Below are 24,123 nucleotides of genomic sequence, written 5' to 3' on the forward strand. Positions count from 1 at the left end.
CCACGGCCGCGACTGACGCTTCGCCATGACCTGACCAACGAGCCACCAAGCCGATAGTCACTTGATCAACAGCTTTTGTTAGAGCCAGTTAAAGGAATGGGCGCGAGTGTGGTGCGGGTGATGTCCGGGGTGAAAGCGCCTTCTGCACCGAAGGCAGCGACGGTCTCTGTGTGTGTTCATCCGCTCGTCCCTGGCGGCCTGATGGGCCTGAGCCGCCAGGCCCCAGCAGCCGTAGGAGAACGGCGCGATGGCCTTCCATCTGTCGGCGGTGGCCTGGCCCGCTGTCCGGCCCGCTCACCCATCACCGCGACAACGAGTCCGGCCCCGCCGCTCACGTAACGGAACCAAAACCCCAGGACCTTCACAGGCCTTCTAGCGGACCAGCGGGAGGAAGATCGTGTCGACGATCTCCTCGATCACCTCGGGCGCGACCGGCCGCAGCGTCATCATCGTCTCGCCTCGAAGCAGGTCGAAGGGGAGTGAGGCGATCCGTGGCGTGAGCTTGGCCGGGTCGATCTCACCGCGCTCGATGGCGCGCTCCATGATCTCGTCGCGTCCGGAGCGGCGTCCGGCGACGATCATCTCGCGCAGCTCGGCGAAGCTGGTCTCGGTCTCGGCGAAGTACCCGGCGAGCAGCAGGCTGAGCTGAGCGAGGAACGGCCCCTGTTTCTCGCTCGCCTCGGTGAGGGTGGCGATCAGGTCGCCGCGCAGGGACCCAGTGTCGGCCGGGGTGATCAGCTGGCTGACATTGCGGCGTACAACTGCCGCCTCGACCAGCTTCTGCTTGTCCGCCCAGCGCCGATAGAGCACCGGTTTGCTGGTGCCGCCTCGCCGGGCGACGGAGTCGACGGTCAGGTTCGCGTACCCCCGCTCGCTCAACTCGTCCCAGGCCGCGTCGAGGATCGCTGCCTCGAGCGCTTCGCCGCGCCGCCGTCCCACAACACCCCTTAGAACCTTTGACGTTTCTTATCGACCTACCCTACGCTGCCAAATAAGAAACTGAAACGTATCTTAAGGAGCCCTGATGCAGCAGCCCAGGACCGGAAGCACAGCCGCCGGACTGCACACGAGATGGAACGGGCGGCTCATCGGCCTGGTGGCTGTCCTGGCCATGGTGAACTTCGTGGTCGACTCGGCCATCACCGCGCCGCTGGTCGTCCTCCCGGAGATGCTCGACCACTTCGGTACCGACCAGGCGGCATGGGTCAACGCCACCGCGATGCTGGCGGGAGTGCTGTGGGCACCCCTGCTCGGCAAGAGTGCCGACATCTACGGCAAGCGCAGGGTGCTCGTGCTGACGTTGCTCCTCAGCTGCGCGGGCGCCCTCTTATGCGCCGTGGCCCCCAGCCTCTGGTTATTCGTGCCGGGGCGCATGCTGCAGGGAGCGGCCCTGGCCACCGTCTTCCTATCCGTCGCGATCGTTCGAGGTGTCTGCGCGCCCCGTATCGCGATGATCAGCGTGGGCATCGTGACCTCCAGCTCCGCGGTGCTCAACATCGCGTCCCGTTTCCTCATCGAAGAACTGGCCGCGGATTTCGGCTTCCAGATCTTGTTCCTCGGATCGGCCTTCGTCGCGGCCGCGATGGCGATCTGCGTGCGCAAGGTCGTTCCCGAATCCCCGGTCAGGACACCAGGCAAGATCGACGTCGGCGGCGCCCTCCTCCTCGGCGGAGGTCTCGCCGGGGTGCTCGGCTACGTCAGTCTGGGCTCGGAGCTCGGCTGGCTCGCCGTCGGCCCGCCGGCTCTCCTCGTCGGTGGTGTCGCGGCGTTGGCCAGGTGGTACTTGGTGTCGAGCCGGAAGCCCGACCCCCTGATCGACGTCAGGGACATCGGCGGGCCATTGGCGCTCACGCTCCTCGTCGTCTTCCTCGCAGCCGGTTCGTACCAGAGCATGCTCCAGCTCGTCTCTCTCATCGCTGACGTCTCGGCGGATCAGCAACTCGGGTACGGACTGGCCGACCAGGGATCAGTGGCACTGCTGCTCGCGGCGCCGGGAGTCGGCGTCACGCTCGGAGGTCCGGCGGCCGGATGGCTTGCCGCACGCATCGGACCGGCCTCGACGCTGGCCGGGGCGGTCATGCTCGGCACGGTGGTGACCCTCGGGATGTTCCTCGGGGCTTCCCAGCTCGCCGCCGCGCTCTGCTGCGGATTCCTGCTGGGTGTCACGGTAGGAGCGCTCGGGACCTCCGGCTTCAACATGGCGGCCGGCTTGGCGTCCCCCGAACGGCAGGGCATCGTGTCCAGCCTGGTCATGGTCATGGTCTCGATCGGGGCGGTGGTGCTCGACTTCGTGGGCGCGGCCGTGCTCAAGTCGACCACCGTGGTCGTCGACGGCGAGACAACGAACTCGGCCACGGGCGTATTCAGCTATATCGCGATCGCTTCCGGCGCGTTCGCGATCGCCGCGGTGCTGGCCGTCAGGCTCGTGCAAAGCACACGCCTCAGCCGCAACGCGCCGTCGCTCGGCCTCGAGCGGGACGCGGTGTGATGGACCTCTGAAGAGATGGAAACAAACCGACAGTTTCCTGGCGTACAAGGTAATCCGAGTCGGTTTCCGAAGCTGACGGACTTAGGGGTTGACGAATGGGCATGAGAACTGCATCGAAAGATACGGTCCTGGTTTCCGGCGCGAGCATCGCGGGTCCCGCCGTGGCGTTCTGGCTGCACCGGTATGGATTCGCGGTGACGGTGGTGGAGAAGGCCACCGGACCGCGGGACGGTGGGTACCCGATCGATGTGCGTGGCACCGCGGTGGAGGTGGCTCGCCGGATGGGAATCCTGCCGCAGCTCCGGGAAGCGCATATCGAGTCGCGCCGGTTGGCCTTCCTCAATGCCGATGGCAGTGAGGCGGCGGTGGTTCATCCACAGGCGGTGACGGGCGGGGTCGAGGGGCGTGACGTCGAGGTGCCTCGCGGGGATTTGGCAGAAGTCCTGTACGGGGCCGTCCGTGACGAGGTGGAGTTCGTGTTCGACGACTCCATCGATGCGCTCATGGAACACGAGCACGGTGTCGACGTCACCTTCCGCAGCGGTGTCCAGCGCAGCTTCGACCTGGTCCTGGGTGCGGACGGGATGCACTCGCGTACCAGAGGACTCGTATTCGGCCCCGAGCAGAAATTCCACCGCTATCTGGGGTACTGCTTCGCCATATTCGCCATGCCCAACACCTTTGGGCTCTCCCATGAAGCACTGATCTGGAACACCCCCGGAAGGGCCGCGGCGCTCTACGCGGTCAGAGACAGCAACGAGCTGCACGCGTTCCTCAACTTCGCTCACCCTGACCCACCGTACGAGGTCCTCCGCGACCCCGAGGCACGACGCGACCTCGTCGCCACCACCTTCGCCGACGATGGATGGGAAATCCCGGCCATGGTCGCCGCCATGCGCGACGCGAATGACGCGTTCTTCGACACCGTGAGCCAAGTCCGCATGCCGTGCTGGTCCAGCGGCCGGGTTGCGCTCGTCGGCGATGCCGCCTTCGCCCCGTCGTTCCTGACCGGGCAAGGGTCCAGCCTCGCCCTCATCGGCGCCTACATGCTCGCCAACTCGCTGGCCGCCCATCGCGACCACACCGCGGCCTTCGCCGCCTACGAACGCGACATCCGCGGATTCGTCGAACTGAACCAGGCACAGGTCGGTGAAGGCGACGCAGCGCTCTTACCCACCAGCGCCGAAGCCCTTGAAAAACGCAACAACAAACTTCGCGGCCTCACCGCCTTGCCACCAGAGACCGGGCGTCCAGCGCACACAGCCCTCACATTGCCCGAACACAGACCCCGTCGACGGATCAGTGCTGCAGGCCCACACCGTGACGGTGAATACGATCGTGACGCACGCGCCCGCGATGAACGTGCCGGCCAGGACGCCACTCCAGCTACCACTCTCGTCACCGATGTGGACCGACCGCGACGAGGAGTTGAGGGGTGAGCGGGCCAGGCAGAGGGGCGGGCAGGACGTGTGGGAAAGCTGCGGGAGTCGATCCCGGCGGGGAGTGTGTTCGCGTTTCTGGCCGGGCATCGTGGTGCGCTGTTCCCGGCGGAGATATTCGTGGATACGTCTCGGTCCGGCGAACGGGCGTCCGGGCATGCCGCCGTGACCGTCCGCCCCACCACGGCCTGCAAGCGGCGCCGCCGTGGCCGCGGATCTCGGTATCACCGCGGAGTCGCTGCGGACGTGGGTCCGCAAGGACGAGGTCCAGGCGGTGCCCGAGGGCCGCGCCGGAAGCGACAGTGCGGCAGAGGAACTGGGCCGGCTGCGGGCTGAGAACGCCAGGCTGCTCAAAGCCGAGCAGGAGTGGCGGCTGGAGCGCGAGATCCTACGCCGGGCAGCCGCCTGTTTCGCTCGGGAGGTGAAGTGGGATCCCGCCGCTGGGACTTCATCTCCGACAACCGCGCCGACTTCGGCGTCAAGCGGATCTGCCGGGTGCTCGGGGCGTCCCGCGCCGGCTACTACCGGCATCTGGCCACCGAGCAGGCGCGTGCCGAGCGCCAGGCCGAGGAGAAGCGGACTGTGAGTGAGATTCGCGTTATCCACACCGAGCACTATGGCGCCTACGGCGCTCCGCGCGTCCATGCCGAGCTGCGGGCGAGAGGGCACAGGATCAACCGCAAGCGCGTCACCCGGCTGACGCGGACCAATCACATCGTCGGCCGCCACCTGCGGAAGAAGAAGCGGACAACGATCGCTGACAGGACCGCGGCGCCCGCGCCGGACCTGGTGATGCGCGACTTCACCGCGGACGCCTGCTCGAGGAAGGTCGTGGGCTGGTCGATCGCCGACCACATGCGCACCTCACTGGTCACCGACGCGATCGAGGCTACGACAACGCCCTCGCCGAGTCGTTCTTCCCAGGGTTCCGCTGACTTTCCTTCTACAACCGGCAACATGGTGTCCACTCCCCGGGATCAACCTCAAGACAGCCGATCGCCCACGGCCAGGTACACCGGACTCGGTGTACCCGGCCCCCGGCCTCTCGGCCTACCAGTTACGCGCCCAGTAGGCCGCGTTCATCGCGACGCGGGCCGGAGCCGCACCGTCCGCGTCGTAGTACCACAGCCCGTCGCCGGGCTCATTCCGGTACTCCATCTCGTAGGTGCCGGTGGTTTTCTCGTTGATGTCGGCGTGCTTCCAGCCGTTGCCCCGGTAATACATCACCCGGTGATCCGCTTCCTCCATGCCGATGGCGGACCCGAGGACGGCGAGGTCGTCGGCCGAGCCGATCAGGGTCCAGTCGGTTCCTTGCGTCGACTGAGGGTTGTCACCCGTCCAGTCGAGGAAGTCGGACCCCGGCCGCATGTCCCGGCACTGCTGCGTGCCCTCGAACGGCCAACCGCAGAAGTACGCGAGCCGCAGGCCGTTGTGCGGAGTGACGATGGTGACCGCGTCCTCGACGTAGAGGTAGGGCGGCCACTCTTTCAGCCGCTGCTCGACTCCGGTGAGGGCCGCTCGGGCGACAAGACCGCCCATGGAGTGGCCGATGAGGTCGACCGACCGGCCGTTCTTGGAGTAACGCTCGTAGATGTCCCAGGCGAGCCGCTTCCCCAGTTCCTTGATGGGGAGGTTCTTGTCGTCCGTGGCGATCCTGACGTCGCAGTTCACATCGCCCCGGTAGTAGCCGACCATGTGCTAAGGCCCTGACCAATGGCCAAACAGGAGAAGGGACTGGGGTGGGTGGCCCGGCCGCGGACGGGCACCAGCGTGCGCTCAGCCGTTTGGGCGTCGGCCGGGGGCGCCGCGTCCGTGCCGAATCACTGGGGACTGGCCCACGCCCGGGGAGCCGTCCAGGCCGCGTGACCGGCTGCCTCGGCCGACCAGGAGCGGCAGCGGCGTGAGGCGGGGAAGGTCGGCGGGGAGAGGTCGGGCCGGGCGCGATGCCAGCGTGCGGGGTGGCGCCCCGGGATACACGACAACCCAGAACACACTCCACAAACGCCGGGATCCCGACCGGCCTTCCGGCTGAACGGGATCTCGTGTTGCCGGGACGGACACGTTCGGGTGGCCGTCCCGGAGGCACAGGGCGACGCTGGAGTCCGTGTGGAACGTGGCTGGTCACAGTGGAACCGGCGCACGAGGAACCGGATCACCAGGCGCCGATTGGCGTCGACGTCGCCCGGGACGCCTCCGGCCGGTGGCAAGTCCGGCCACCACCTGGAGCCTGGGGTGGGGAGCGGGTGTTTCGGCCGTGATCTCCCCGCGCATCACGGCGCGTTCGCGTTTCCCGGCTGCCCCGCCCGGCGGAGAACGACCAGCCCTCAGCCTCAGCAGATCGAACGTGCCGAAGTGCGCCGCCGGCCACTCGCTCGCAGCCCGGGCCGCACTGGCGCCGCGCCGGAGCGGCGTAGCCGACCTCGGCCACCAGTTCTGCCGTCATGTTGAGCGGCCCCATGCGGGCCAACGGCCGGTGGCCTGCCGCAGTGGGGTTGACGGCGATCATTCGCGGAAGCGCGCGATGCAGGATCAGAGAGTGTTGCGGTCAGCCTTCTTCGACAGGGCCCAGACGTAATGCCACCTGTCCTCCCGCAGCGGCCGGGTGCTGTGGTCCCCGCCGGCCTGAAGCATTCCCCATAGTCCGGGGGTCGCTCCGCCGACCACTCCGAGGACCCACTGGAGGGCCGGGCCGTATACGGCCACAAGCGTCGCCGAGATGCTTGCGACGACAGCGCCACTGGCGGCCACAGCTCTCTGCCCCTTGATCCTTTTCATTTCCGATCGAACAGATCGCACCTGGTCTTTGATCTCCAAGCCGAGCTTGACCAGTTCGCGGTCCGACTGGGTGTCATTCAGGGCGTCGTCGATATTCAGGAAGCTGAGCCGGAGGAAGTCGCGAAATGCTGAATAGGAATCAAATTCATCGATCGTGATCTGGCCGAAGTCTGCGAGGCCGACGCCGTCGATGAACGGCAGCTCCATAGTACAGATCGGCCGCACTAGCCGGCTCTTTACGGGCTCGCCTCCGGAGGCGTCGATGACCCTGCCGTCCCGGATCAGGTAATCGATGGCCCCGACTGGTCGAGGCACCCCGGGTTCGGCGCGCGTGATGGTCAAATAGCTCGGGAGGTACCAGGCAAGGCCCGCTCTGAGCAGTGGCTCGGCGTCCAGTATCCACTGGCCCAGCACCGGAAGACTGGGACAGCGCATCCCGTAGCGCAGCGTGAAGGGATCGACCGCGGCGGACGAGAAGGCGGAGGTCATGTCGAACCCGGTGGTGGGGGTGGCGTAGCTGCCCAGTTCGTGGAACTCCGAATGTCCATCATGCGACAGGAGCAGCGTGTCCGATATGAGCACGGCGCGTTTCGTGAACTCGGTCAAGCCGGTGCCCTCGACGGACAGTCCGACGTAGAACCGGGATCGAGAGAGTTTCTTTTCATCAACCAGGCTGTGCGCACCGGAATCCCATAGGTGCCGCCCGTACTGCACCGCGATCTCGCCCGGGTCACGCGGACCAGGTTTCACCTGTTGAAAGAAGCGGCGCATGCGCCTCGCGACAACCTTGTTCTGCACCCGTGCACGCATGGGCATGGGGGCATTTTCTGCCCGCCGCGTGACTGCGTCAAGGAAGCGAGGGCGGCTACGCGCTCCATCCCGTAGCGGGCCATCAGCTCCCGCTCTTCCTCCGGCGTGGGCGGCACCGGTCGGGCCCACAGCTCGTGCAGCGCGCAGAAGTGGCCGTCGAGTGCGGGCGCGTGGAGCACCAGCCGGCGAGCCTCCTCCGCGCTCTCGTCGCGCGCTGACGGCCGTGCGCGACGCGCTGCACCGCCTGGCCGCCGCGGACCTGCAGGCGGCGGTGTCGAAGGCCGATGACGACCAGCTCGGCGCCGAGCTTTAGAGCTCGTGACACGATCATGATCTGAGCTTCTTGAGGCGTCTCCAGCAGATCAGGCCGCAGGCCAGAGAGGTGAAGGCGTCGTGGAGTTCAGCGCGACGTTCCCAGCGGACGGCGAGGCGTTTGAAGTGGTGGAGCAGGGCGAAGGTCTGCTCCACGACGTAGCGGAGCTTGCCGATGCCCTTGATGTTCGGTGATCCCTTGCGGGAGATGACGGGCCAGATCCGCCGGTGACGCAGCTCGTCACGGTGTGCGTTGGAATCGTAGCCCTTGTCGCCGGGTAGGGCGTCGGGTCGTCGGCGTGGCCGACCGGGGCGGCCCGCGACAGGCGGGATGCCGTCGACCAGGGCGAGGGTCTGGGTAACGTCGTTGACGTCGGCCGCGGCGGAGGGGGGCCGCCCGGGTGGAGGGACGATCCGTGGCGGCTGCAGAGGGAGCTGCAGCCGCCACGATGGCCGGGCAGCTGCGCGTCATGGCGGCCGAGGCACCGGCGGGCGCGGCTCGGGCACCTCATGGCGGCCGAGGCACCGGCGGACGCGGCTCGGGCACCTCATGGCGGGCCACCGTGTCCGCCGAACACCGCTTTCACATCGCCCAGTTGGTCAAGGAGGCCGGTGAGCATCTGGTGGAGCTGCGCGGCGTGCACAGCGGCACCACCGACGAGGTGGCCCGGACCCTGCTGAAGCATCTCAGTGAGAGTGCCGCCCTGATCGAGAAGGCCCTCGTGCACACCGCCACCGCGGCCCGTCGCCGCCGGGGTGGCGCTGGATGAGGTCGCCGGGTGGGCCCCCTGCCTGCCCAGGAACTGGCAGAGATCATGGCCTCGGACCCGGATGACGGCTGACACGGCCCGGCGGCCAGCAGGGCGGGGCTGTGCCGCCGGTCTGCCTCGCAACGGGCATCCGGCCGCTGTCGCGCGTCCAGGGCCAGTGATGAGCGATGCACGTTTCTAGAAGATGGCCGCCGTCCGGCCACTGCGCTGGTGCGCAGCCGTCGCAGGCGGCGCTGAGGGAGCACGTTGAGCAGTCGACCGACTCCGGCGGCAGCGGGGGCGGACCTGGCCCAGCTGACGCTCGACTCCACCACACCCACCAGTTGCTGGACCCTGCCGCGGGGGTGCAGGCCTGGGAGGTGCCGTATCACCGCGGGCGGCACTCCGGTGGGCAGCCTTACGGCCGTGCGCGGCCTGTACTGGAAGAGCGACAACCTGCGCGAGCGGATGGCCGACGAGCAGTCCTTCCCCGCTCTGGTGGCCGCCCAGCTCGTGGACGGAGGAAGGCCGGTTCACCCACGAGTTCGAGGAGTTCGACGAGTCGGCCTCCGGCGTCCTGATCGTCGACCGGCTGCACACGGAGGAGGCCTTCGCCGACCCTGTGGTCGTCGCCGTGGTGGTGGCCGCCGTCGTCGACCGGCTGACGGACAACTACTTCGCCGTGGTCCTGCCCGGCAAGAACGCCTGCACCGATGCGGCCTCCGCCCTGCTCGCCGAGGCCGGCACGCTGCCGAGCGCCCAGGAGTTCTCCGACGAGCTGCAGATCATCGACAACGCCCTGGCCGCTCCCGAAGAGGCCACGCAGCGCCTACGCAGCCGTCTGCGTTCCCTCGACCGCCACGGCCCCTCGCCCGCCACGGCCAGCCGGCGACGTGGGACGAAGAAGACGACGACGGTGACGGCTGGGACGAGGACGGCGAGAAGGATGAGTAGCTCACCGCGCGGACGGCTGCGGTGCTGCGAGTGGCGCTCGAGGAGCTGTCCGAGCAGATCTGGCAGGACGTCGCCGCCGTGGGCGACGCGCCTGTGGGGCGCGGCGAGGGCCGTGTCCTTGGCTTGCTGCCGCCGCTGACTTTTCGCCAGGATCAGCAATGGCGGCGGCAGATGGCCCGCTGTTTCGACGACCTGGCCGCCGAACTCGCCGAGACGGGCGCCGTCCGCCCGGGCTGCACCGGCGAGGAGATGGCCCTGCAGCTGGGCATCGACCGGGCCAAGTCGCTGACGCGGAACCGGCCGCGCCTGGTGGCCGAAACGGTGGAGGGTCTGGGTGAGGACCGCCGGGACTTCGACTGGGACTGGTGCTCGAGCGTGCTGTTCGAGGACCGTGACGTGCTGATGCTGTTCGACGCCTCCCTGGACGGGATTGAGGACAGCGGCAACGAGATCGACCAGGCCCTCGGCGTGGCCAACCCTGCCGCTGCGCAGTGGTTTGTGCCCTTCCGCCCCAGCCAGGCCCGCGACGCCGCTCGCGGCTTCCGCCGCTCGTGACCTCGGCGCCGACACCAGGCCCAGGGGGCCCGGAAACGGCCAGAACGGGACGACAGGCGATGACGCCTCGGCCGGCCGGCTCTCCGCTCAGCCAGGGGCAGGTGCGCGGCGGCTGCGTTCAGGGCTGCTGATGCGTCTGGGCGGGGAAAGTGGGGTGACCCGGTCCATGACCAGCAGGTCTCCTACCGGGAGGGCAAGGGCCTCCTCGAAGGTGGCGTCCCACTCCCCCGTGCGGTCGGCAGGCAGCCGGACGAGTTCGGAGAGCACCGTGGTCACCGAGTCACCGTAGTACTCGCCGCCTGCCGCGCGTCGGGCCAACAGCGCTAGTCCGCCCCTTCCAGGGCCTCCGCCACACCGGTACCGCGGCGGAGACCAGTCGGGTCGCGGTGCGGTCTGTCCTCATCGTGAATCTGCTGCTGGGGCCGACGGCGCCGGGACCGGTCGGCCAGCGCATGGCCAACCTCCGCCGCAAAGGCACGAAGAACAGCCTGGGCAAAGACCCCGAACGGGCGGAACTGCGTGCGGTGCAGCTCGCCGCAATCGATCCCGACTGGGACTGCCCCTGGCCGCTCAACTGTCAGCGCCACTACCGGGTCCTCGCCGACCTGGTCGACGCCGACAGCCACCTGCCCGACATCGCACCCGGCGTACTCATGGACGGCGACGACATCGGCAAGTGGCTCCAGCAGCAGCGCAAGCCGGGCACCTGGCGCAGCTGTCGACCGAACAGCAGCAGCGGCTGTCGAAGCTGGGCGTGCGGCCCGACCAGGCCCCGTCTCCCGCCCCGGCAGCCGCGCGCACGGCGAAGCCGAGCAAGGCACAGCAGGCGTTCCAGCCCGGCCTGACCGCCCTCGCGCAGTGGGTCGAGCGGGAAGGCGCCCACCGGCCTGTACCGCGCGGCCACGCCGAGGAAATCACAGTCGACGACCAGACGAAGCCGGTGACCGTAAAACTGGGCGTATGGATCCCCGACATCAAGAGCCGAAGCGACAAACTCAGCGCGGAACAGCACGCCGCACTACGGGAGCAGGGTCGGCGCGAAAGCGGTCAAAGCTGAGGCCGCCGTCTTGGCGGCGTGCCATCAGCGGGCCGAGGTCGCTCAGCTTCATGCCGCCAGGTGTGCAGCAGATTCCCGGCGGTGTTCTCCGGCTGCACTGCCCCCTCCTCCTCTCCCTCTGGAGCATGGTGTTGGTCGCAGGGTCATTGGACGGGCCACTCCGAGCAGACCACGACAGTGGTGAGGGTCGGCCGTCCGCAAGATCAATTCCCCTTGATCGCATAGGCCCCCGGTCGGGTGGCAGACAGGGACCCGGGTGCGCTTAGCGGTCCGGCGTCCTCCGTTGCCCGGGCCAGCGGCACCGCACCCAGGCCCTGCACGCACTTGAGTGCGACGCCGTGGGGTTCTGAGTTACGGCATCGTACTGGTGTGCGTGTAAGCCCTGGTTCCTGGGATGCCCCTGCGGACTCCGGGAGGCTTTCGGGTCCCGCCCTGCATCTGATGGAGGGTGATCAGGCGGGGAGTGCGTCGATAGCGGCCTGCCACGGGGAGGCGTCGAGATCGCCGCGCTTGGGCTTGTGGGCACGAAGCCGCCTTTCCCGAGCAGCACGGTGACTCCCGCTTCGCGTAGGAAGGCGATGTGGCCGACGCGGAGGTGGGCGTCGGTGATGGCGTGCCCGAGGCGGATGTAGTCGGTGACGGGCTCGGACACGACCCGGGGCCGCCGGACATGTCCCTCTTGTTCACTGCCCGAACGCCGGTGCTCCGGCCGCCTCTTGACTTCCGTACCGGAACTCTATTTGCTGTCCCAGCACATTTGTAGATCACGTGGGGTTGGGTGGGGAAAGTGCGGATACGCAGGCACGTTGCGTTCACCGGGCGTATAAGACGCAGATCGGGCAGAGCTGGGAGAGAGGTAAGCGGAATCACCGCAGGGATCACGGCGCTGGCCTTGCTCGCCGCCGTACCGGCGCTGACGGCCACCGCGTCGGAGGCTCAGGCGGCCCCGCTGTCCGCCGGGAACTCCACTGCGACGCACCAGGGGGCGACAGCAAAGGCCGCGGAAACGGGCGAACCGGTCGAGGTCACCGGTGAGCGCACCGCGTACTCGACCACGGTGGCCAACCCGAACGGGTCCTACACCTACACGCAGTCCGCCACGCCGCAGCGCGTCAAGGATGACGAAGGCGACTGGCAGGCGGTGGACGTCACGCTGGAGAAGCGGACGGACGGCACCATCGGGCCCAAATCGGCCGTGGTGGACCTGTCGTTCTCCGGCGGCGGCGAGGGCGCCGGTCTCATCCGGCTCGGCACCGAGCAGGGCAGTGTACGCCTCGGCTGGCCGGACAAGCTGCCCGAGCCGCGGCTCGACGGGGCCAAGGCGGTCTATCCCGAAGTCTTCGACGGCGTCGACCTGGAGCTGACGGCCACCTCCGAGGGTTATCGCGAGGTGCTCGTGGTCAAGTCCGCGGACGCGGCCTCCAACGAGGCCCTTGAACACATCAAGCTGACCGCCACGGCGAAGGACCTGGACCTCGTGGGCGGCGCGGGCGGCGGCCTGCGCGCCTTGGACCAGGACGGCAACGCCGTCTTCAAGGGCGCCGCGGGGCAGATGTGGGACTCCGCGAGCCAGAGCGAGGGACCGAGCCCTCAGCTGCTGTCGGCGGACGCGAAGGACGAAACGGGCACGGCGGGCGCGAAGGGCGTGACGTCCGCGAAGGACACGACGGCCGCCGCGGGCCCCGCGGACCCCGCCCCCGACGCCCCGGTCGAGGAGGGCACCCAGCCCCGCGCCGGCGACGCCAGCGCCGTGATGCCGGTGCACGTCGACGAAGAGACGGTCTCCGTCAAGCCCGACCTCGACCTGCTGCGTGGCAAGGAGACGGTGTACCCCGTGTACATCGACCCGTCGCTCGGTCTCGGGGTGTCCGAGCGAACCGTGCTGTCCTCCGACGGCGACAAGTTCTGGCACTTCGACGGCGACTACGGTGTCGGCCGGTGCAGCGTGTCCGGCCCGTATTACTGCGGCAGCAACTACACCAACCGCATGTACTTCGAGTTCTCGCCGTCGAAGCTCGCGGGCAAGTACATCCTCGACGCCACCTTCCGCGCGTACGAGACCTGGTCGTTCTCCTGTGATCCCAAGTGGGTCGACTTGGAACGCACCGACAACATCTCCGAAGGCACCACCTGGCCGGGGCCGAAGCAGCTCGACCAGATGGGTGACCGGTTGGTGTCCGCGGGGCGCGGCAGCAATTGCAGCCCCGACCAGCCCAACGCCTGGGTGGAGTTCAATGACAACCCCGACGAGCCGGACGAGAACCTGGCGTCGGTGGTGCGCAAGTTCGCCGACGGCAAGATCAACCGGTTGACGTTCATGCTGCGCGCCAAGGACGAGGGTGACCCCGAGGCCTGGAAGCGGTTCGACGACAACGCCGAGCTCAAGGTCAACTACGCGTACAAGCCGGGCGTGCCCACCGACGTCGGCGTCATCCCCGGGGACGGCACCACCGCGTACTGCAAGACGTCCTCGTCCGACCCGCTGATCGTCACCCGGCTCGACCCGATGGTGCAGTCCCGAGTGCAGACGCAGATCGAGCACAACGCCGGTGACGAAGAGGGCTCCCTGCAGTCGGAGTTCATCGTCGAGCGCGGTGACGACGCCGCCTGGCACGAGGTGTGGTCCGGATACCGGCCGGACTCCGGCTGGGACCCGGACGGCACGCTGGAGAAGATGCGCACCTCCAACCGCGCGGACGGCGGCCTGTACCGGCTCAAGTCACGCACGCAGTCGCACTGGTCCTACGGCGGCAAGTCGGGCGATCTGTTCTCCCCGTACTCCAAGTGGTGCTACTTCAAGATCGACTCCACGGCGCCCAAGGCCCCGGTGATCAGTGCGGGCAGCCCGTACACCGCGTGCACCGCGAACGTCTGTGACGGCAAGGGAGGCCCGGGTGTCCCCGGCAGCTTCACCTTCAAGCCCAACGCGGCGGACAAGGACATCGCCGGCTACCGCTGGCGGCTGCTGACCACGTCCGCCAAGGAGACCAAGACCGTCAACGGTTCCACGGCGACGGTGAACAGTGTGACGCCGTCACTGGCCGGCACCCAGGTGCTGTCCGTCGAGGCCAGGGACGTCCGCAACCGGTGGGGGGCACCGTCCGAGTTCACCTTCAAGGTCGCCCCCGCCCAGGGGCCCTCCGGTGTCTGGCACTTCGATGACGGTGCTCCGGACTCAAATGTGACGGTCGCGAAGGACACCGCCACCGAGGGGACGCGGCACGACGCCACCCTGCGCACCGCCGGCGCGGGCTGGTCGACGCTGGCCCGACGTGGCGACGCGGACTACTCGCTGTGGATGGACAGCACGGTCGCCGAGAACCAGAAGGCGTACGCGGACACGGCCGCCCCGGCGGTGAACACCAAGGACTCCTTCACCATCTCCGCGTGGGCCTACCTGACCGACACCTCCCAGACGCGTGTGGTGCTCGCGGCCCCGGGCACCAACGCCTCGGCGTTCACCCTGTACTACTCGGCCTCCTACAAGAAGTGGGTGTTCAACCGGACCGCCGCCGACGTCAAGACCGGACAGACCTACCTGCGGGCCCTCTCCGACACCGGTGAGCCGCCGACGAAGGTCTGGACGCACCTGGCCGGCGTCTTCGATACCAAGCGCGACACCGACAAGACGAATGACACCATCCAGCTGTTCGTCAACGGTCGGCCGCAGGGTAAGCCGGTCCTGCTCAACGCCCAGTCGTCCGCGTACACACCGTGGGTCTCCTCCGGCGGCCTGCAGTTCGGCCGTTCGCTCGTCGGTGGCGTCTACGGGGAGAACTTCCGCGGCCGTCTCGACGAGGTGTCGGTGTGGCAGCGTGCGCTCTCCGAGGACGAAGTCGCGGAGCAGACACAGCTGATGGAGAACGGAGTGCCCCAGCACGAGCTGGTGGCGCACTGGGACGCCGCGGCCTCCGCGGGCACCGAGATCAAGGAGCTGTCCTCCTACCCGGTCAACCCGTTGAGGCTGTCGGCCTCCGGAGCGGCCCTCGACGCGGAGAACAACGCCCTGGTCCTGGACGGCGTGGCCGGCCACGCCTCGGGCAGCGGCCCGGTGACCGACGAGTCCGGCTCCTTCACCGCCACCGCCCGGGTGCAGCTCGACTCGGCGAAACTCGCGGCCAAGCCGGTCGGCTACCAGGCCCACGTGGCCGGGCAGCAGGCCAGCAGCGGTGAGTCCTCGTGGGCGCTCTGGGTGGTCAAACCGGCCGACGGCGTCTACCAGTGGAAGTTCACCCGCACCGCGCTGGGAAGCGACGGCAAGGTCACCCAGAGCGCCGAGGTCCCCGGCGGTGACATCGCCGAGGTGGACACCTGGGTGCAGGTCACCGGTGTCTTCGACGCCCAGGAGCCCTGGGAACCGGCCGAACCGGACGACGCGTCCGCCACGCAGACCCGCTACGGGCGGCTCCACCTGTACGTGGGCGGGTTCGACCAGCTCGCGGAGGGCGACTCCGGGTTCACCGCGGCCCAGCAGGGCGCGGGAACGATCAGTGCGGGCCGCGGCAGCAAGGGCGGCAGCACCGGTCACTACCTGCCCGGATCCCTGGAGGAAGTGCGTGTCTGGACCGGGGCGATGAGCGCCGACCAGATCAGTTCACAGGTCTTGGGCGCACACACGCTCTGACCCCCCTGCCGTGCCGGGTCCGGGCCGCAGTGCCCGGCCCCGGCACGGTCCTACCCGCGCCCACGGGCCACGCGTTCGCTGCCCGGTCGCGGTCTGTCATCCCCCCACGCCTCCCCACCCCCGTACCGCGGGGGCCGCCAGGCACCCGGTTCTCGGCCGGATGCAGAAAGAACACCCACATGAACCCACTGGGTAGATACCGGCTGCCACGAAGCAGCCGGACCGATACCGGGGGCGGCCGCTGGATGCGGCGCACCTCGCTCGCCATGGGCCTGGCCATGCTGCCGGGTCTGCTGACACCCGCCGCCTTCGCTCTGGACAAGGACGACCCCCTAGGGCGTCCGAGTCTGAAGGACGCGCGCTCGGCCGACGTCTCGCCTCTGACGAAGAAGGCCAACAGCAAGGCCGCTCGTACGGTGCGCAAGGGCGAGGCCGCTGACCGGGCCGCTGCCAAGCGCGCCCGTGCCGACCAACGCAGGTCGGTGAACTGGCCGGACAAGGGCTCGGCGAAGCTGCGTCTGCCCACCAAGGGCGAGGCCAAGGCCGAGCCCGGTTCGCTGCCGCTGACCCTGAAGGCGCCCGCCGGCAAGAAGCGGGCGACCGGCCAGATCCAGGTGGACGTCCAGGACCAGAAGACGGCCAAGGCGCTGGGCATCAAGGGCGTCGTCCTGACCGTCACGGGCCCCAAGACCGGCGGGCGGGCCGTACTGGGCCTGGACTACTCGGCGATCGCCTCGGCCTACGGCGCCGACTGGGCGGGCCGGCTCCAGGTCCAGCAGCTGCCCGACTGCGCGCTGAAGGACCCTGCGGCGGCCAAGTGTCGCGCAAGGGCGCCGCTGGCGTCCACCAACAAGCGGGGCGCCGACGAGCTGAGCGCACCACTGGACTTCGCGCCCGCGGCCCGCTCCGCCGGCAGCGGCGAGACGATGGTCCTCGCGCTCGCGGCCGGTTCCCAGTCCGGCGCGGGCGACCTGAAGGCGACGCCGCTCGCGGCCTCCTCGACCTGGGAGGCGGGCGGTTCGTCCGGCACCTTCACCTGGTCCTACCCGCTGCGGGTCCCGCCGGCCGCGGCAGGCCCGCAGCCGGAGCTGGAGATCTCCTACGACTCCGGGAGCGTGGACGGCCGCACGGCCACGACGAACAACCAGGGCACCGCGCTGGGCGAGGGCTTCGACATCACCTCGTCCTACATCGAGCGGCAGTACGGCTCGTGCGACGAGGACGGCCACGACGACAAGTACGACCTGTGCTGGAAGTACGAGAACGCCTCAATCGTACTGAACGGCAAGGCCACAGAGCTGGTCAAGGATGACACCAGCGGCAAGTGGCGCCTCAAGAGCGACGACGCCTCCACCGTCGTGCGCCACACCGGAGCCGAGAACGGCGACGACAACGGCGAGTATTGGACCGTCACCACCGGCGAAGGAACCGTCTACTCCTTCGGCCTGAACAAGCTGCCGGGTGCGGGTGCGCAGGACCGCACGAAGTCCGTGTGGACCGTCCCGGTCTTCGGTGACGACGAGGGCGAGCCGGGCTACGCCGACGGTTCGAGCTTCTCGGGCCGTGACAAGAAGCAGGCCTGGCGCTGGAACCTCGACCTGGTCGAGGACACCCACGGCAACTCCTCCACCTACTGGTACGAGGACGAGACCAACCACTACGACAAGCTCGGCGACGACAACACCGGCACCGCCTACACCCGTGGCGGCTACCTGAAGGAGATCCGCTACGGCCAGCGCGCCGGTGCCCTGTTCTCCGCCACCCCCGCCGCCTCGGACAAGGTGGTCTTCTCCTACGCGGAGCGCTGCCTGGCGAGCGGCACCGGCTGTGACGCGCTGACCGAGGACAAGCGGGACAACTGGCCCGACGTGCCCTACGACGCCGTGTGCAAGGAGGACGACAAGTGCACCGGGAACGTGGGCCCCTCCTTCTTCACCCGCAAGCGGATGACCGGCGTCACCACGTACGCCTGGGACGCGGCGGCGACGACACCCGACTACACCGCGATTGACGGCTGGTCCTTCAAGCAGCTCTACCTGGACCCGGGCGACACCGGTGACTCCACCGACCAGTCGCTGTGGCTGGACTCGATCACGCACACCGGCAAGCGGGGCACCGACCTCGCCATGGACCCGGTGACCTTCACCCACGAGTTCAGGCCCAACCGCGTCGACGGACCCTCCGACGACATCCTCTCCTTCGAAAAGCCCAGGCTGAGGACCATCACCTCCGAGGCCGGCGCGCAGACGATCGTCTCCTACATGGAGGCCGACTGCGTCCACGGCCAGACCATGCCCGAGCCGGACAAGAACACCAAGCGCTGCTACCCGGTGTACTGGTCCCCCAACGGCGAGAAGGAACCGATCCTCGACTGGTTCCAGAAGTATCCCGTCAGCGCCGTCTCCACCACCGACCCGTTCGGCGGCGCCGAAGCGGTCCAGCACAGCTACCAGTACACCGGCGGCGGCGCCTGGCACTACAACGACGACCCCTTCACCCCGGCCAAGGAACGCACCTGGTCCCTGTGGCGCGGCTTCGAGAAGGTCACGCACCTCACAGGCGCGAGCGACACCACCCAGTCTAAGACGGTCACCGTCTACCTGCGCGGCATGAACGGCGACCGCGTCCTGGGCCCGGACGGCAAGACCCCCGACCCCGACAAACGCAAGACCGCGAAGGTCACCGGCATCAAGGCCGGTGAGATCACCGACTCCGACCAGTACGCGGGCTTCGTCAGGGAGACCGTCACCTACAACGGCACCGCCGAGGTCTCCGGCTCCATCGCCGACCCCTGGTCCAAGCGCACGGCGACCCAGCACAAGTCCTACGCCGACACCGAGGCGTACTACGTCCGCACCGGCGTCACCCACGAGCGCACCAACATCACGACCGGCGGCACCGCCAAGGACCGCGTCCGCACCACCGCCACCACTTTCGACGACTACGGCCTGCCGCAGACGGTGGAGGACAAGGGGGACCTCGCGGTCAGCGGCGACGAGACCTGCACGCGCAGCTGGTACGCGCGCAACGCCGACAACGGCATCAACGCCCTCGTCTCACGCACCCGCAAGGTGGCCGAGCTCTGCTCGGTGGAGGACTCGGCTCTCGACCTGCCCGCGGACAGCTCCCGCCCCGGGGACGTCGTCGAGGACACCGCGATCGTCTACGACAACGCCGCCGCCACCGGCTGGAGCGCGACACAGAAGCCGGTCAAGGGCAACGCCGCGTGGACGGGCCGCGCCAAGTCCTACTCCGGCTCCACTCCTGCCTGGCAGAAGGTCTCCAGCACGACCTTCGACCCGCTCGGCCGTGCCCTGATCGTGTCGGACACCAACAACCTGCCGACCACCAGCGCCACCTACGTCCCCGCCGAGGCGGGTCCGCTCACCGCGACCACGGTCCTGGACGCCAAGAAGTTCAAGACCAGCACCAAGGTGGACATCGGCACCGGCTCCGCCACCAAGGTCACCGACGCCAACAACAAGATCAGCGAATCGGAGTTCGACAGCCTGGGCCGACTCACCAAGGTCTGGCTGCCCAACCGCTCCAAGGCCCTGGGCAAGACGCCGAACCACACCTACGCCTACAAGGTCACCAACTCGGCCATGCCGTGGGTGTCGACCAGCACGCTCAAGGGCGACGGCTCCGGCTACAACACCACGTACGAGATTTTCGACTCGCTGCTGCGCACACGCCAGGTACAGGCGCCCACTCCGGTCGGCGGACGGCTGATCAGCCAGACCCTGTACGACTCGCGCGGCCTGGCGGTCTCACGGCAGTCAGACATCTGGGACGAGAAGTCCGCGCCGTCCGGCACCGCCGTGCAGGTCGACGGCGGACAGGCGCCCCAGCAGGTCGACACCACCTACGACGGCGCCGGCCGCGCCCTGAAGGAGGCGACGAAGAACTACAACGTCACGCGCTACACGGTCGAGAACACCTACACCGGTGACACCGTGACCAGCAGTGCGCCGACGGGCGGCCAGGCCACCGCGGTGGTCATGAACGCGCTCGGGCAGACCACCGAGCGCCGCGAGTACGCCAGTCCCAAGCCGGAGGGCGCCCACACCGACACGGTCTACACCTACACGCCGGGCGGCCGGCAGAAGACCGTCCGCGGGCCGGACCAGACCAAGTGGTCCTACGAGTACGACCTGTTCGGACGCCCGAGCAAGACCTCCGACCCCGACACGGGCACGACCACCGCCGAGTTCGACACGCTGGACCGGCAGATCAAGTCCACGGACTCGGAGGGGCGCGTCCTCCTCACCGAGTACGACGACCTGGGCCGCCGGACCGACCTGTGGAAGACCAGCAAGTCCGACGCCAACAAGCTGGCCGCCTGGACCTTCGACACCCTGGCCAAGGGGCAGCAGGACACGGCCTCCCGCTACGACGGGGGCCTCACCGGCAAGGCGTACACCGCCAAGGTCACCAAGTACTCGGCCCAGTACCAGGTGGAGAGCAGCCAGCTGCAGCTTCCCGCCGATGACGAACTGGTCAAGGCGGGCGTCCCGCAGACACTGTCCTTCTCCACCGGCTACCGCCTGGACGGCATGGTCTCCCAGGCATCACAGCCCGCGGTCGGCGGCCTGCCCGCCGAGACGGTCTCCTACACCTACAACGGGACCGGCCAGCAGCTCACCTCCAAGGGCACGACCGGCTACCTCCAAGGTGCCGCGTTCTCGCCCCAGGGCGACCTGCGCCAGCTCAGCCTCGGCACGGACGGCACGAGCTCCGCGAAGAAGACCTACCTCACCTACGACTACGAAGCCGGAACCCGGCGCCTGGTGCGCTCCTACGTCACCGACGACGTGCACGGCTACATGCCGCAGGAGCTGAGGTTCACCCAGGACGCCGCGGGCAACGTCACGTCGATCTTCGACGAGACGACACAGGGCGGCACCACCAAGCCCGACCACCAGTGCTTCGCCTACGACGGCCACAGCCGCCTGACCGAGGCATGGACGCCGAAGACCCCCGACTGCGCGGCCGCCGGGCGCACCCAGTCCAACATCGACGGCGCGGCGCCCTACTGGACGTCGTACACCTACAACGAGGCCGGACAGCGCAAGACCGAGACCAAGCACACGGCCTCGGGCGCCACCACGACCGACTACACCTACGGCGACACCCCCACCAACCAGCCGCACCCCCTGACCAAGACCACCACCGGGAGCACCGAGAAAGGCTACGAGTACGACAAGACCGGCAACACCACCAAGCGGCCCGGCCCGACCGCCCAGCAGTCCCTGGACTGGAACGCCGAGGGCAAACTGGTCAAGACGACCGAAGGCACAGCCGAGACCACCTACCTCTACGACGCCGACGGCGAACTGCTCATCCGGCGCGCCAAGGGTGACGGCGACACCGTCCTCTACCTCGGCGCCACCGAGATCCGCCTGAGCGTCAAGGGCACGGCCAAGACGCTGTCCGGCACGCGCTACTACGCCGCCAACGGGCAGAACATCGCCTGCCGGACCGCGGTGAGCGGCACTTCGGGAAGCAAGCTGAGCTTCCTGGCCGCCGACCACCACGGCACGTCCTCGGTCGCGATAGACGCCACCACGTTCGCCGTCGTCAAGCGCTACACCTCCCCCTTCGGCGCTTCGCGCGGACCGAAGGCGACCGCATGGCCGGACGACAAGGGCTTCCTGGGCAAGCCGGCCGACGCCGCCACGGGCCTGACCCACATCGGGGCCCGGGAGTACGACCCGGGCATCGGCCAGTTCGTCAGCGTCGACCCCGTGCTCTCCCTGGACCAGCACCAGTCCCTGAACGGATACGCCTACGCCGACAACAGCCCCGTCACCTACAGCGACCCCACCGGCCTGAAGAAGGGTGGCGGCATCGGCGGCCTCCTCGGGCTCGTCGGCGCTGTGATGGGTGGCGTGGTCGGCGCCGCCCTGGCCATCGTCGGCGCCGTCCTCTCCTACGGCGGCGGTGGCGGCGGTGGCGGCGGCTGGGGTGGCTGGGGTGGCAGCAGCGGTGGAGGCGGCACCGCCACCTACGCCAGCACCGGCACGACCAAGTGCTACTACGCCATGGGCATGAACCAGTGCGTCACCACCGGTGGCGCGCCGCCCATGACGGACAGCGACACCAACACCGGCAACAGCTGCAACGGCACCGGATCCGGCTACCCCGTCTGCCCCGGCCTCATCGGGGAACAGGGCAACCCGGAGATGGTCAAGGAGCTGCTGCTGATCGGCTGCGGCTGGATCCCGGTCCTCGGGACGGGCTGCGACGGCTATGACGTCAAGCGCTCGGCCGAGGAAGGCGACAAAGCAGGCACCACCCTGGGCATCCTCGGCTTCATCCCCCTCGTCGGGGACGCCCTGAAGCTGCCGGACCAGCTCAAGGACCTGGAACGGGTCTCGGACGTCGCGAAGGCCGCCAGAGCCCGGCCCATCGTGAAGTGGTCCACGCCCGAGTACGACGGCTGGGCGCATGTGCTGGACAGGCACCGGACAAGCGGAAAGGGATATTCCGCCGACCCCGACGGCAAGGGGGTCTTCGAAGGAAAGTTCGTCAAGGGCGAGAAGCTCAAGAAACGGATCCAGGAGGCCGTCGGAAACGGAAAGGCGATGCCCAATACCAAGGGCCGAGACGGAACCGTCTACGAGTACAACTTCGGCCCCGGTAACGTGGTCGGCCGCCTCTCCAAGAATGAGGGCGGAGGTATCTCGACGGGCATCAAGGTGATCCTCAACCCGGACGGGTCCCTACGCACCGCCCACCCGGTCTAAGCCGGACCCGGCACCGGACGCGGAGGCGGCCTGAGGCCCCTCCGCGTCCGGTGCCCTCCCGGTGGCACTCGGAACCAAGCACAAGGAAACAGGACAAGACGTGCTGACGATCGACTTCACACCCGACAGCGCCCGGGACATCCCCGCAGGCGCCGAAAGCGCTTGGCAGGCCGGGCGCATCGACCTCGCCACGCAGAGCGCGACGAACCTGCGCTACGGATACTTCGACTACCCGGTGGACTTCCGGGTGGGCTCCCACGCTTTCCTGTCCGCGTCGTCGACACCGCTGCTCGACATCATGTTCACCCTGGCCCACTCCCTGCGGGAGTTGCGGTCGAGCGGCTCGGCGGAAATCGACTTCACCGAGAACTCCTACGTGATCCGCCTCGCACTCGACGCGGACCAAGTCCGCTTCACCTCCTCACACCGCGCACCGTCCGTGCCTCCCCGGTGCCTGCTCGAGGAGTACGCCACAGCGGCGCGCGCATTCATCACGAGGGGCATCGAATACCTGGTGAACCACCATCCGCCCCTGGGCGACAACCCGGCCCTGAGCGAACTGCGCGATCTCGCAGGGCTCTGAGCTTGTCCTACCGTTTTGACGCGGGCCCACGCCGGTCATTCGTAGGATCGGTGGACACGCAGATGTGCACGGCAGCCGTCATTGTTGATCAACTCACCGATACGCCGAAGAACGCTCTTGGCCGCGTCAACGTCCTCTGGGCCCTCCTATGCGACGGACAGTGCTACGAGCCCGTGCCGCCCATCGCCCTGGCAGCTTGACAAACACCATTAGGAATCCGGAGCGAGTTCTACAAGTGCCTGACCGCCCGGCGGCACGAACTGTTTGAGCTCACCGACACAGTGCTGTGTGTGAGTCCTTCGGCCCCGCGCTGGAGAAGGTCGGCTTCGAGGCGGCGGGCGGCGGCCGTGACGAACGCGACGGCGACGGCGACGGCGGCCGCGGCCTGACCGTGGTTGGTCATCGCATCGGCCAGGTGGTGGGCCGCCGACGCCAGGATGACGGCGTCTTCGGAACGTTCGGCGGCGACCGCGCGGTGGCCAGCCACGACGGCGCGTTCGGTGTCGCCCCATTTGATCGCGGCGGCCTCGGTCAGCTCCAGCGTCAGCGACAGTCGCCGGTACGCCTGAAGCTGGTCGTCGCCCTGGTGGCGTTCGGCGGCCCGGGTCGCGTCCACGAGCAGTTGGGGAATCTGCACCCCAAGCTGGGCGAAGTGCCCAGCCTGGAAGCCGGTGCGGGCCAACCACAGATCGCGCTGCAAGATGGTGACGGAGATCGGTTCGGCGGCAGAGTCATCACACCGGCCGGTGATGACGTCGTGGCGCTGCAGAGCGCGGCGCTCCGATCTCGCACAGCCCAGCACCGGCAAACGCGCGCGGTGGGCGGGCGGGCTGAACCGTACCCAGTGGATCCCGTGCGGTCAGGACTGGGACGCGGTTGCCATCATCTCCATGGAGCGGGTCCTTGAGGTAGCTCGCCGTGCCGCGGGTCGACCCCCGGCACGGGGGGCTGGTCCTGGGCGACCACCAGCGCGGCACGCGGTTCGTGAGGGTTGGGGAGTGGGGGGGGGTGGGGCAGAGTGGGGTGGG

14 protein-coding genes and 2 pseudogenes are annotated in these 24,123 nt (G+C 68.6%); 10 read left to right on the plus strand and 6 right to left on the minus strand.

The window, feature by feature from the left end; translation table 11 throughout:
- Nucleotides 1–372 precede the first annotated feature (372 nt).
- On the minus strand, nucleotides 373–939 hold the full coding sequence (locus ACWDZ7_RS40165) for a TetR/AcrR family transcriptional regulator (RefSeq protein ID WP_451803709.1): 567 nt from the start codon (nucleotides 937–939) through the stop codon (nucleotides 373–375).
- Between the two features lie 85 nt (nucleotides 940–1,024).
- Between ACWDZ7_RS40165 and ACWDZ7_RS40170 the strand changes: the two genes are divergently transcribed.
- The 3 genes and pseudogenes from ACWDZ7_RS40170 to ACWDZ7_RS40180 all read left to right on the plus strand — a co-directional run.
- The gene (locus ACWDZ7_RS40170; protein WP_451803710.1) at nucleotides 1,025–2,488 is read left to right on the plus strand and encodes an MFS transporter; all 1,464 of its coding nucleotides are present in this window, start codon (nucleotides 1,025–1,027) and stop codon (nucleotides 2,486–2,488) included.
- A 95-nt stretch (nucleotides 2,489–2,583) separates the two neighbouring features.
- Nucleotides 2,584–3,927 (plus strand): FAD-dependent monooxygenase, encoded by a 1,344-nt coding sequence (locus tag ACWDZ7_RS40175; RefSeq protein ID WP_451803711.1) that lies wholly within the window; start codon nucleotides 2,584–2,586, stop codon nucleotides 3,925–3,927.
- A gap of 199 nt (nucleotides 3,928–4,126) precedes the next feature.
- Nucleotides 4,127–4,815, plus strand: a pseudogene (locus ACWDZ7_RS40180) (IS3 family transposase); the annotation flags it as partial.
- Nucleotides 4,816–4,977: 162 nt separating this feature from the next.
- Here ACWDZ7_RS40180 and ACWDZ7_RS40185 read toward each other — a convergent pair.
- The 3 genes from ACWDZ7_RS40185 to ACWDZ7_RS40195 form a co-directional block, all read right to left on the minus strand.
- Nucleotides 4,978–5,622, minus strand: coding sequence for an esterase/lipase family protein (locus ACWDZ7_RS40185; RefSeq protein WP_451803712.1), 645 nt, complete (start codon nucleotides 5,620–5,622; stop codon nucleotides 4,978–4,980).
- A gap of 834 nt (nucleotides 5,623–6,456) precedes the next feature.
- Entirely contained in the window at nucleotides 6,457–7,518 is a 1,062-nt protein-coding gene (locus ACWDZ7_RS40190; RefSeq protein ID WP_451803713.1) for a hypothetical protein, read from the minus strand.
- A gap of 321 nt (nucleotides 7,519–7,839) precedes the next feature.
- Nucleotides 7,840–8,265: a transposase gene (locus ACWDZ7_RS40195; protein ID WP_451803721.1), complete on the minus strand. Its 426-nt coding sequence runs from the start codon at nucleotides 8,263–8,265 to the stop codon at nucleotides 7,840–7,842.
- Here ACWDZ7_RS40195 and ACWDZ7_RS40200 point away from each other — a divergent pair.
- From ACWDZ7_RS40200 to ACWDZ7_RS40210, 3 genes are all read left to right on the plus strand, one after another.
- Nucleotides 8,241–8,594: a hypothetical protein gene (locus tag ACWDZ7_RS40200; protein WP_451803714.1), complete on the plus strand. Its 354-nt coding sequence runs from the start codon at nucleotides 8,241–8,243 to the stop codon at nucleotides 8,592–8,594. The genes ACWDZ7_RS40195 and ACWDZ7_RS40200 overlap by 25 nt on opposite strands.
- 601 nt (nucleotides 8,595–9,195) lie before the next feature.
- Nucleotides 9,196–9,666 carry a hypothetical protein gene (locus tag ACWDZ7_RS40205; protein ID WP_451803715.1) on the plus strand — a complete coding sequence of 157 codons (471 nt, stop codon included), beginning with the start codon at nucleotides 9,196–9,198 and terminating at the stop codon, nucleotides 9,664–9,666.
- Nucleotides 9,558–10,082 carry a hypothetical protein gene (locus tag ACWDZ7_RS40210; protein WP_451803716.1) on the plus strand — a complete coding sequence of 175 codons (525 nt, stop codon included), beginning with the start codon at nucleotides 9,558–9,560 and terminating at the stop codon, nucleotides 10,080–10,082. Before ACWDZ7_RS40205 ends, ACWDZ7_RS40210 begins: the two co-directional genes overlap by 109 nt.
- An 87-nt stretch (nucleotides 10,083–10,169) precedes the next feature.
- On the opposite strand, the gene ACWDZ7_RS40215 is transcribed toward ACWDZ7_RS40210, so the two are convergent.
- Nucleotides 10,170–10,358 (minus strand): hypothetical protein, encoded by a 189-nt coding sequence (locus tag ACWDZ7_RS40215; RefSeq protein WP_451803717.1) that lies wholly within the window; start codon nucleotides 10,356–10,358, stop codon nucleotides 10,170–10,172.
- Nucleotides 10,359–10,519: 161 nt separating this feature from the next.
- On the opposite strand from ACWDZ7_RS40215, the pseudogene ACWDZ7_RS40220 reads away from it, so the two are divergent.
- The 4 genes and pseudogenes from ACWDZ7_RS40220 to ACWDZ7_RS40235 form a co-directional block, all read left to right on the plus strand.
- Nucleotides 10,520–11,139: pseudogene (locus tag ACWDZ7_RS40220) on the plus strand (helicase associated domain-containing protein); the annotation flags it as partial.
- Nucleotides 11,140–12,025: 886 nt separating this feature from the next.
- On the plus strand, nucleotides 12,026–15,763 hold the full coding sequence (locus tag ACWDZ7_RS40225) for a LamG domain-containing protein (RefSeq protein ID WP_451803722.1): 3,738 nt from the start codon (nucleotides 12,026–12,028) through the stop codon (nucleotides 15,761–15,763).
- Nucleotides 15,764–15,942: 179 nt separating this feature from the next.
- Nucleotides 15,943–22,512: an RHS repeat-associated core domain-containing protein gene (locus ACWDZ7_RS40230; protein ID WP_451803718.1), complete on the plus strand. Its 6,570-nt coding sequence runs from the start codon at nucleotides 15,943–15,945 to the stop codon at nucleotides 22,510–22,512.
- Between the two features lie 100 nt (nucleotides 22,513–22,612).
- Nucleotides 22,613–23,095 (plus strand): hypothetical protein, encoded by a 483-nt coding sequence (locus tag ACWDZ7_RS40235; protein ID WP_451803719.1) that lies wholly within the window; start codon nucleotides 22,613–22,615, stop codon nucleotides 23,093–23,095.
- Between the two features lie 229 nt (nucleotides 23,096–23,324).
- Here ACWDZ7_RS40235 and ACWDZ7_RS40240 read toward each other — a convergent pair whose 3' ends face one another.
- Nucleotides 23,325–23,903 (minus strand): hypothetical protein, encoded by a 579-nt coding sequence (locus tag ACWDZ7_RS40240; RefSeq protein WP_451803720.1) that lies wholly within the window; start codon nucleotides 23,901–23,903, stop codon nucleotides 23,325–23,327.
- Between the last annotated feature and the right edge of the window lie 220 nt (nucleotides 23,904–24,123).

The organism is Streptomyces sp. NPDC003032 (assembly GCF_053591415.1).

Excerpts from the sequence above, each read along its gene's own strand:
- ACWDZ7_RS40190 (WP_451803713.1), bottom strand. The coding sequence starts at position 7,518 with ATGCCCATGCGTGCACGGGTGCAGAACAAGGTTGTCGCGAGGCGCATG.
- ACWDZ7_RS40170 (WP_451803710.1), top strand. The coding sequence starts at position 1,025 with ATGCAGCAGCCCAGGACCGGAAGCACAGCCGCCGGACTGCACACGAGA.
- ACWDZ7_RS40175 (WP_451803711.1), top strand. The coding sequence starts at position 2,584 with ATGGGCATGAGAACTGCATCGAAAGATACGGTCCTGGTTTCCGGCGCG.
- ACWDZ7_RS40230 (WP_451803718.1), top strand. The coding sequence starts at position 15,943 with ATGAACCCACTGGGTAGATACCGGCTGCCACGAAGCAGCCGGACCGAT.
- ACWDZ7_RS40185 (WP_451803712.1), bottom strand. The coding sequence starts at position 5,622 with ATGGTCGGCTACTACCGGGGCGATGTGAACTGCGACGTCAGGATCGCC.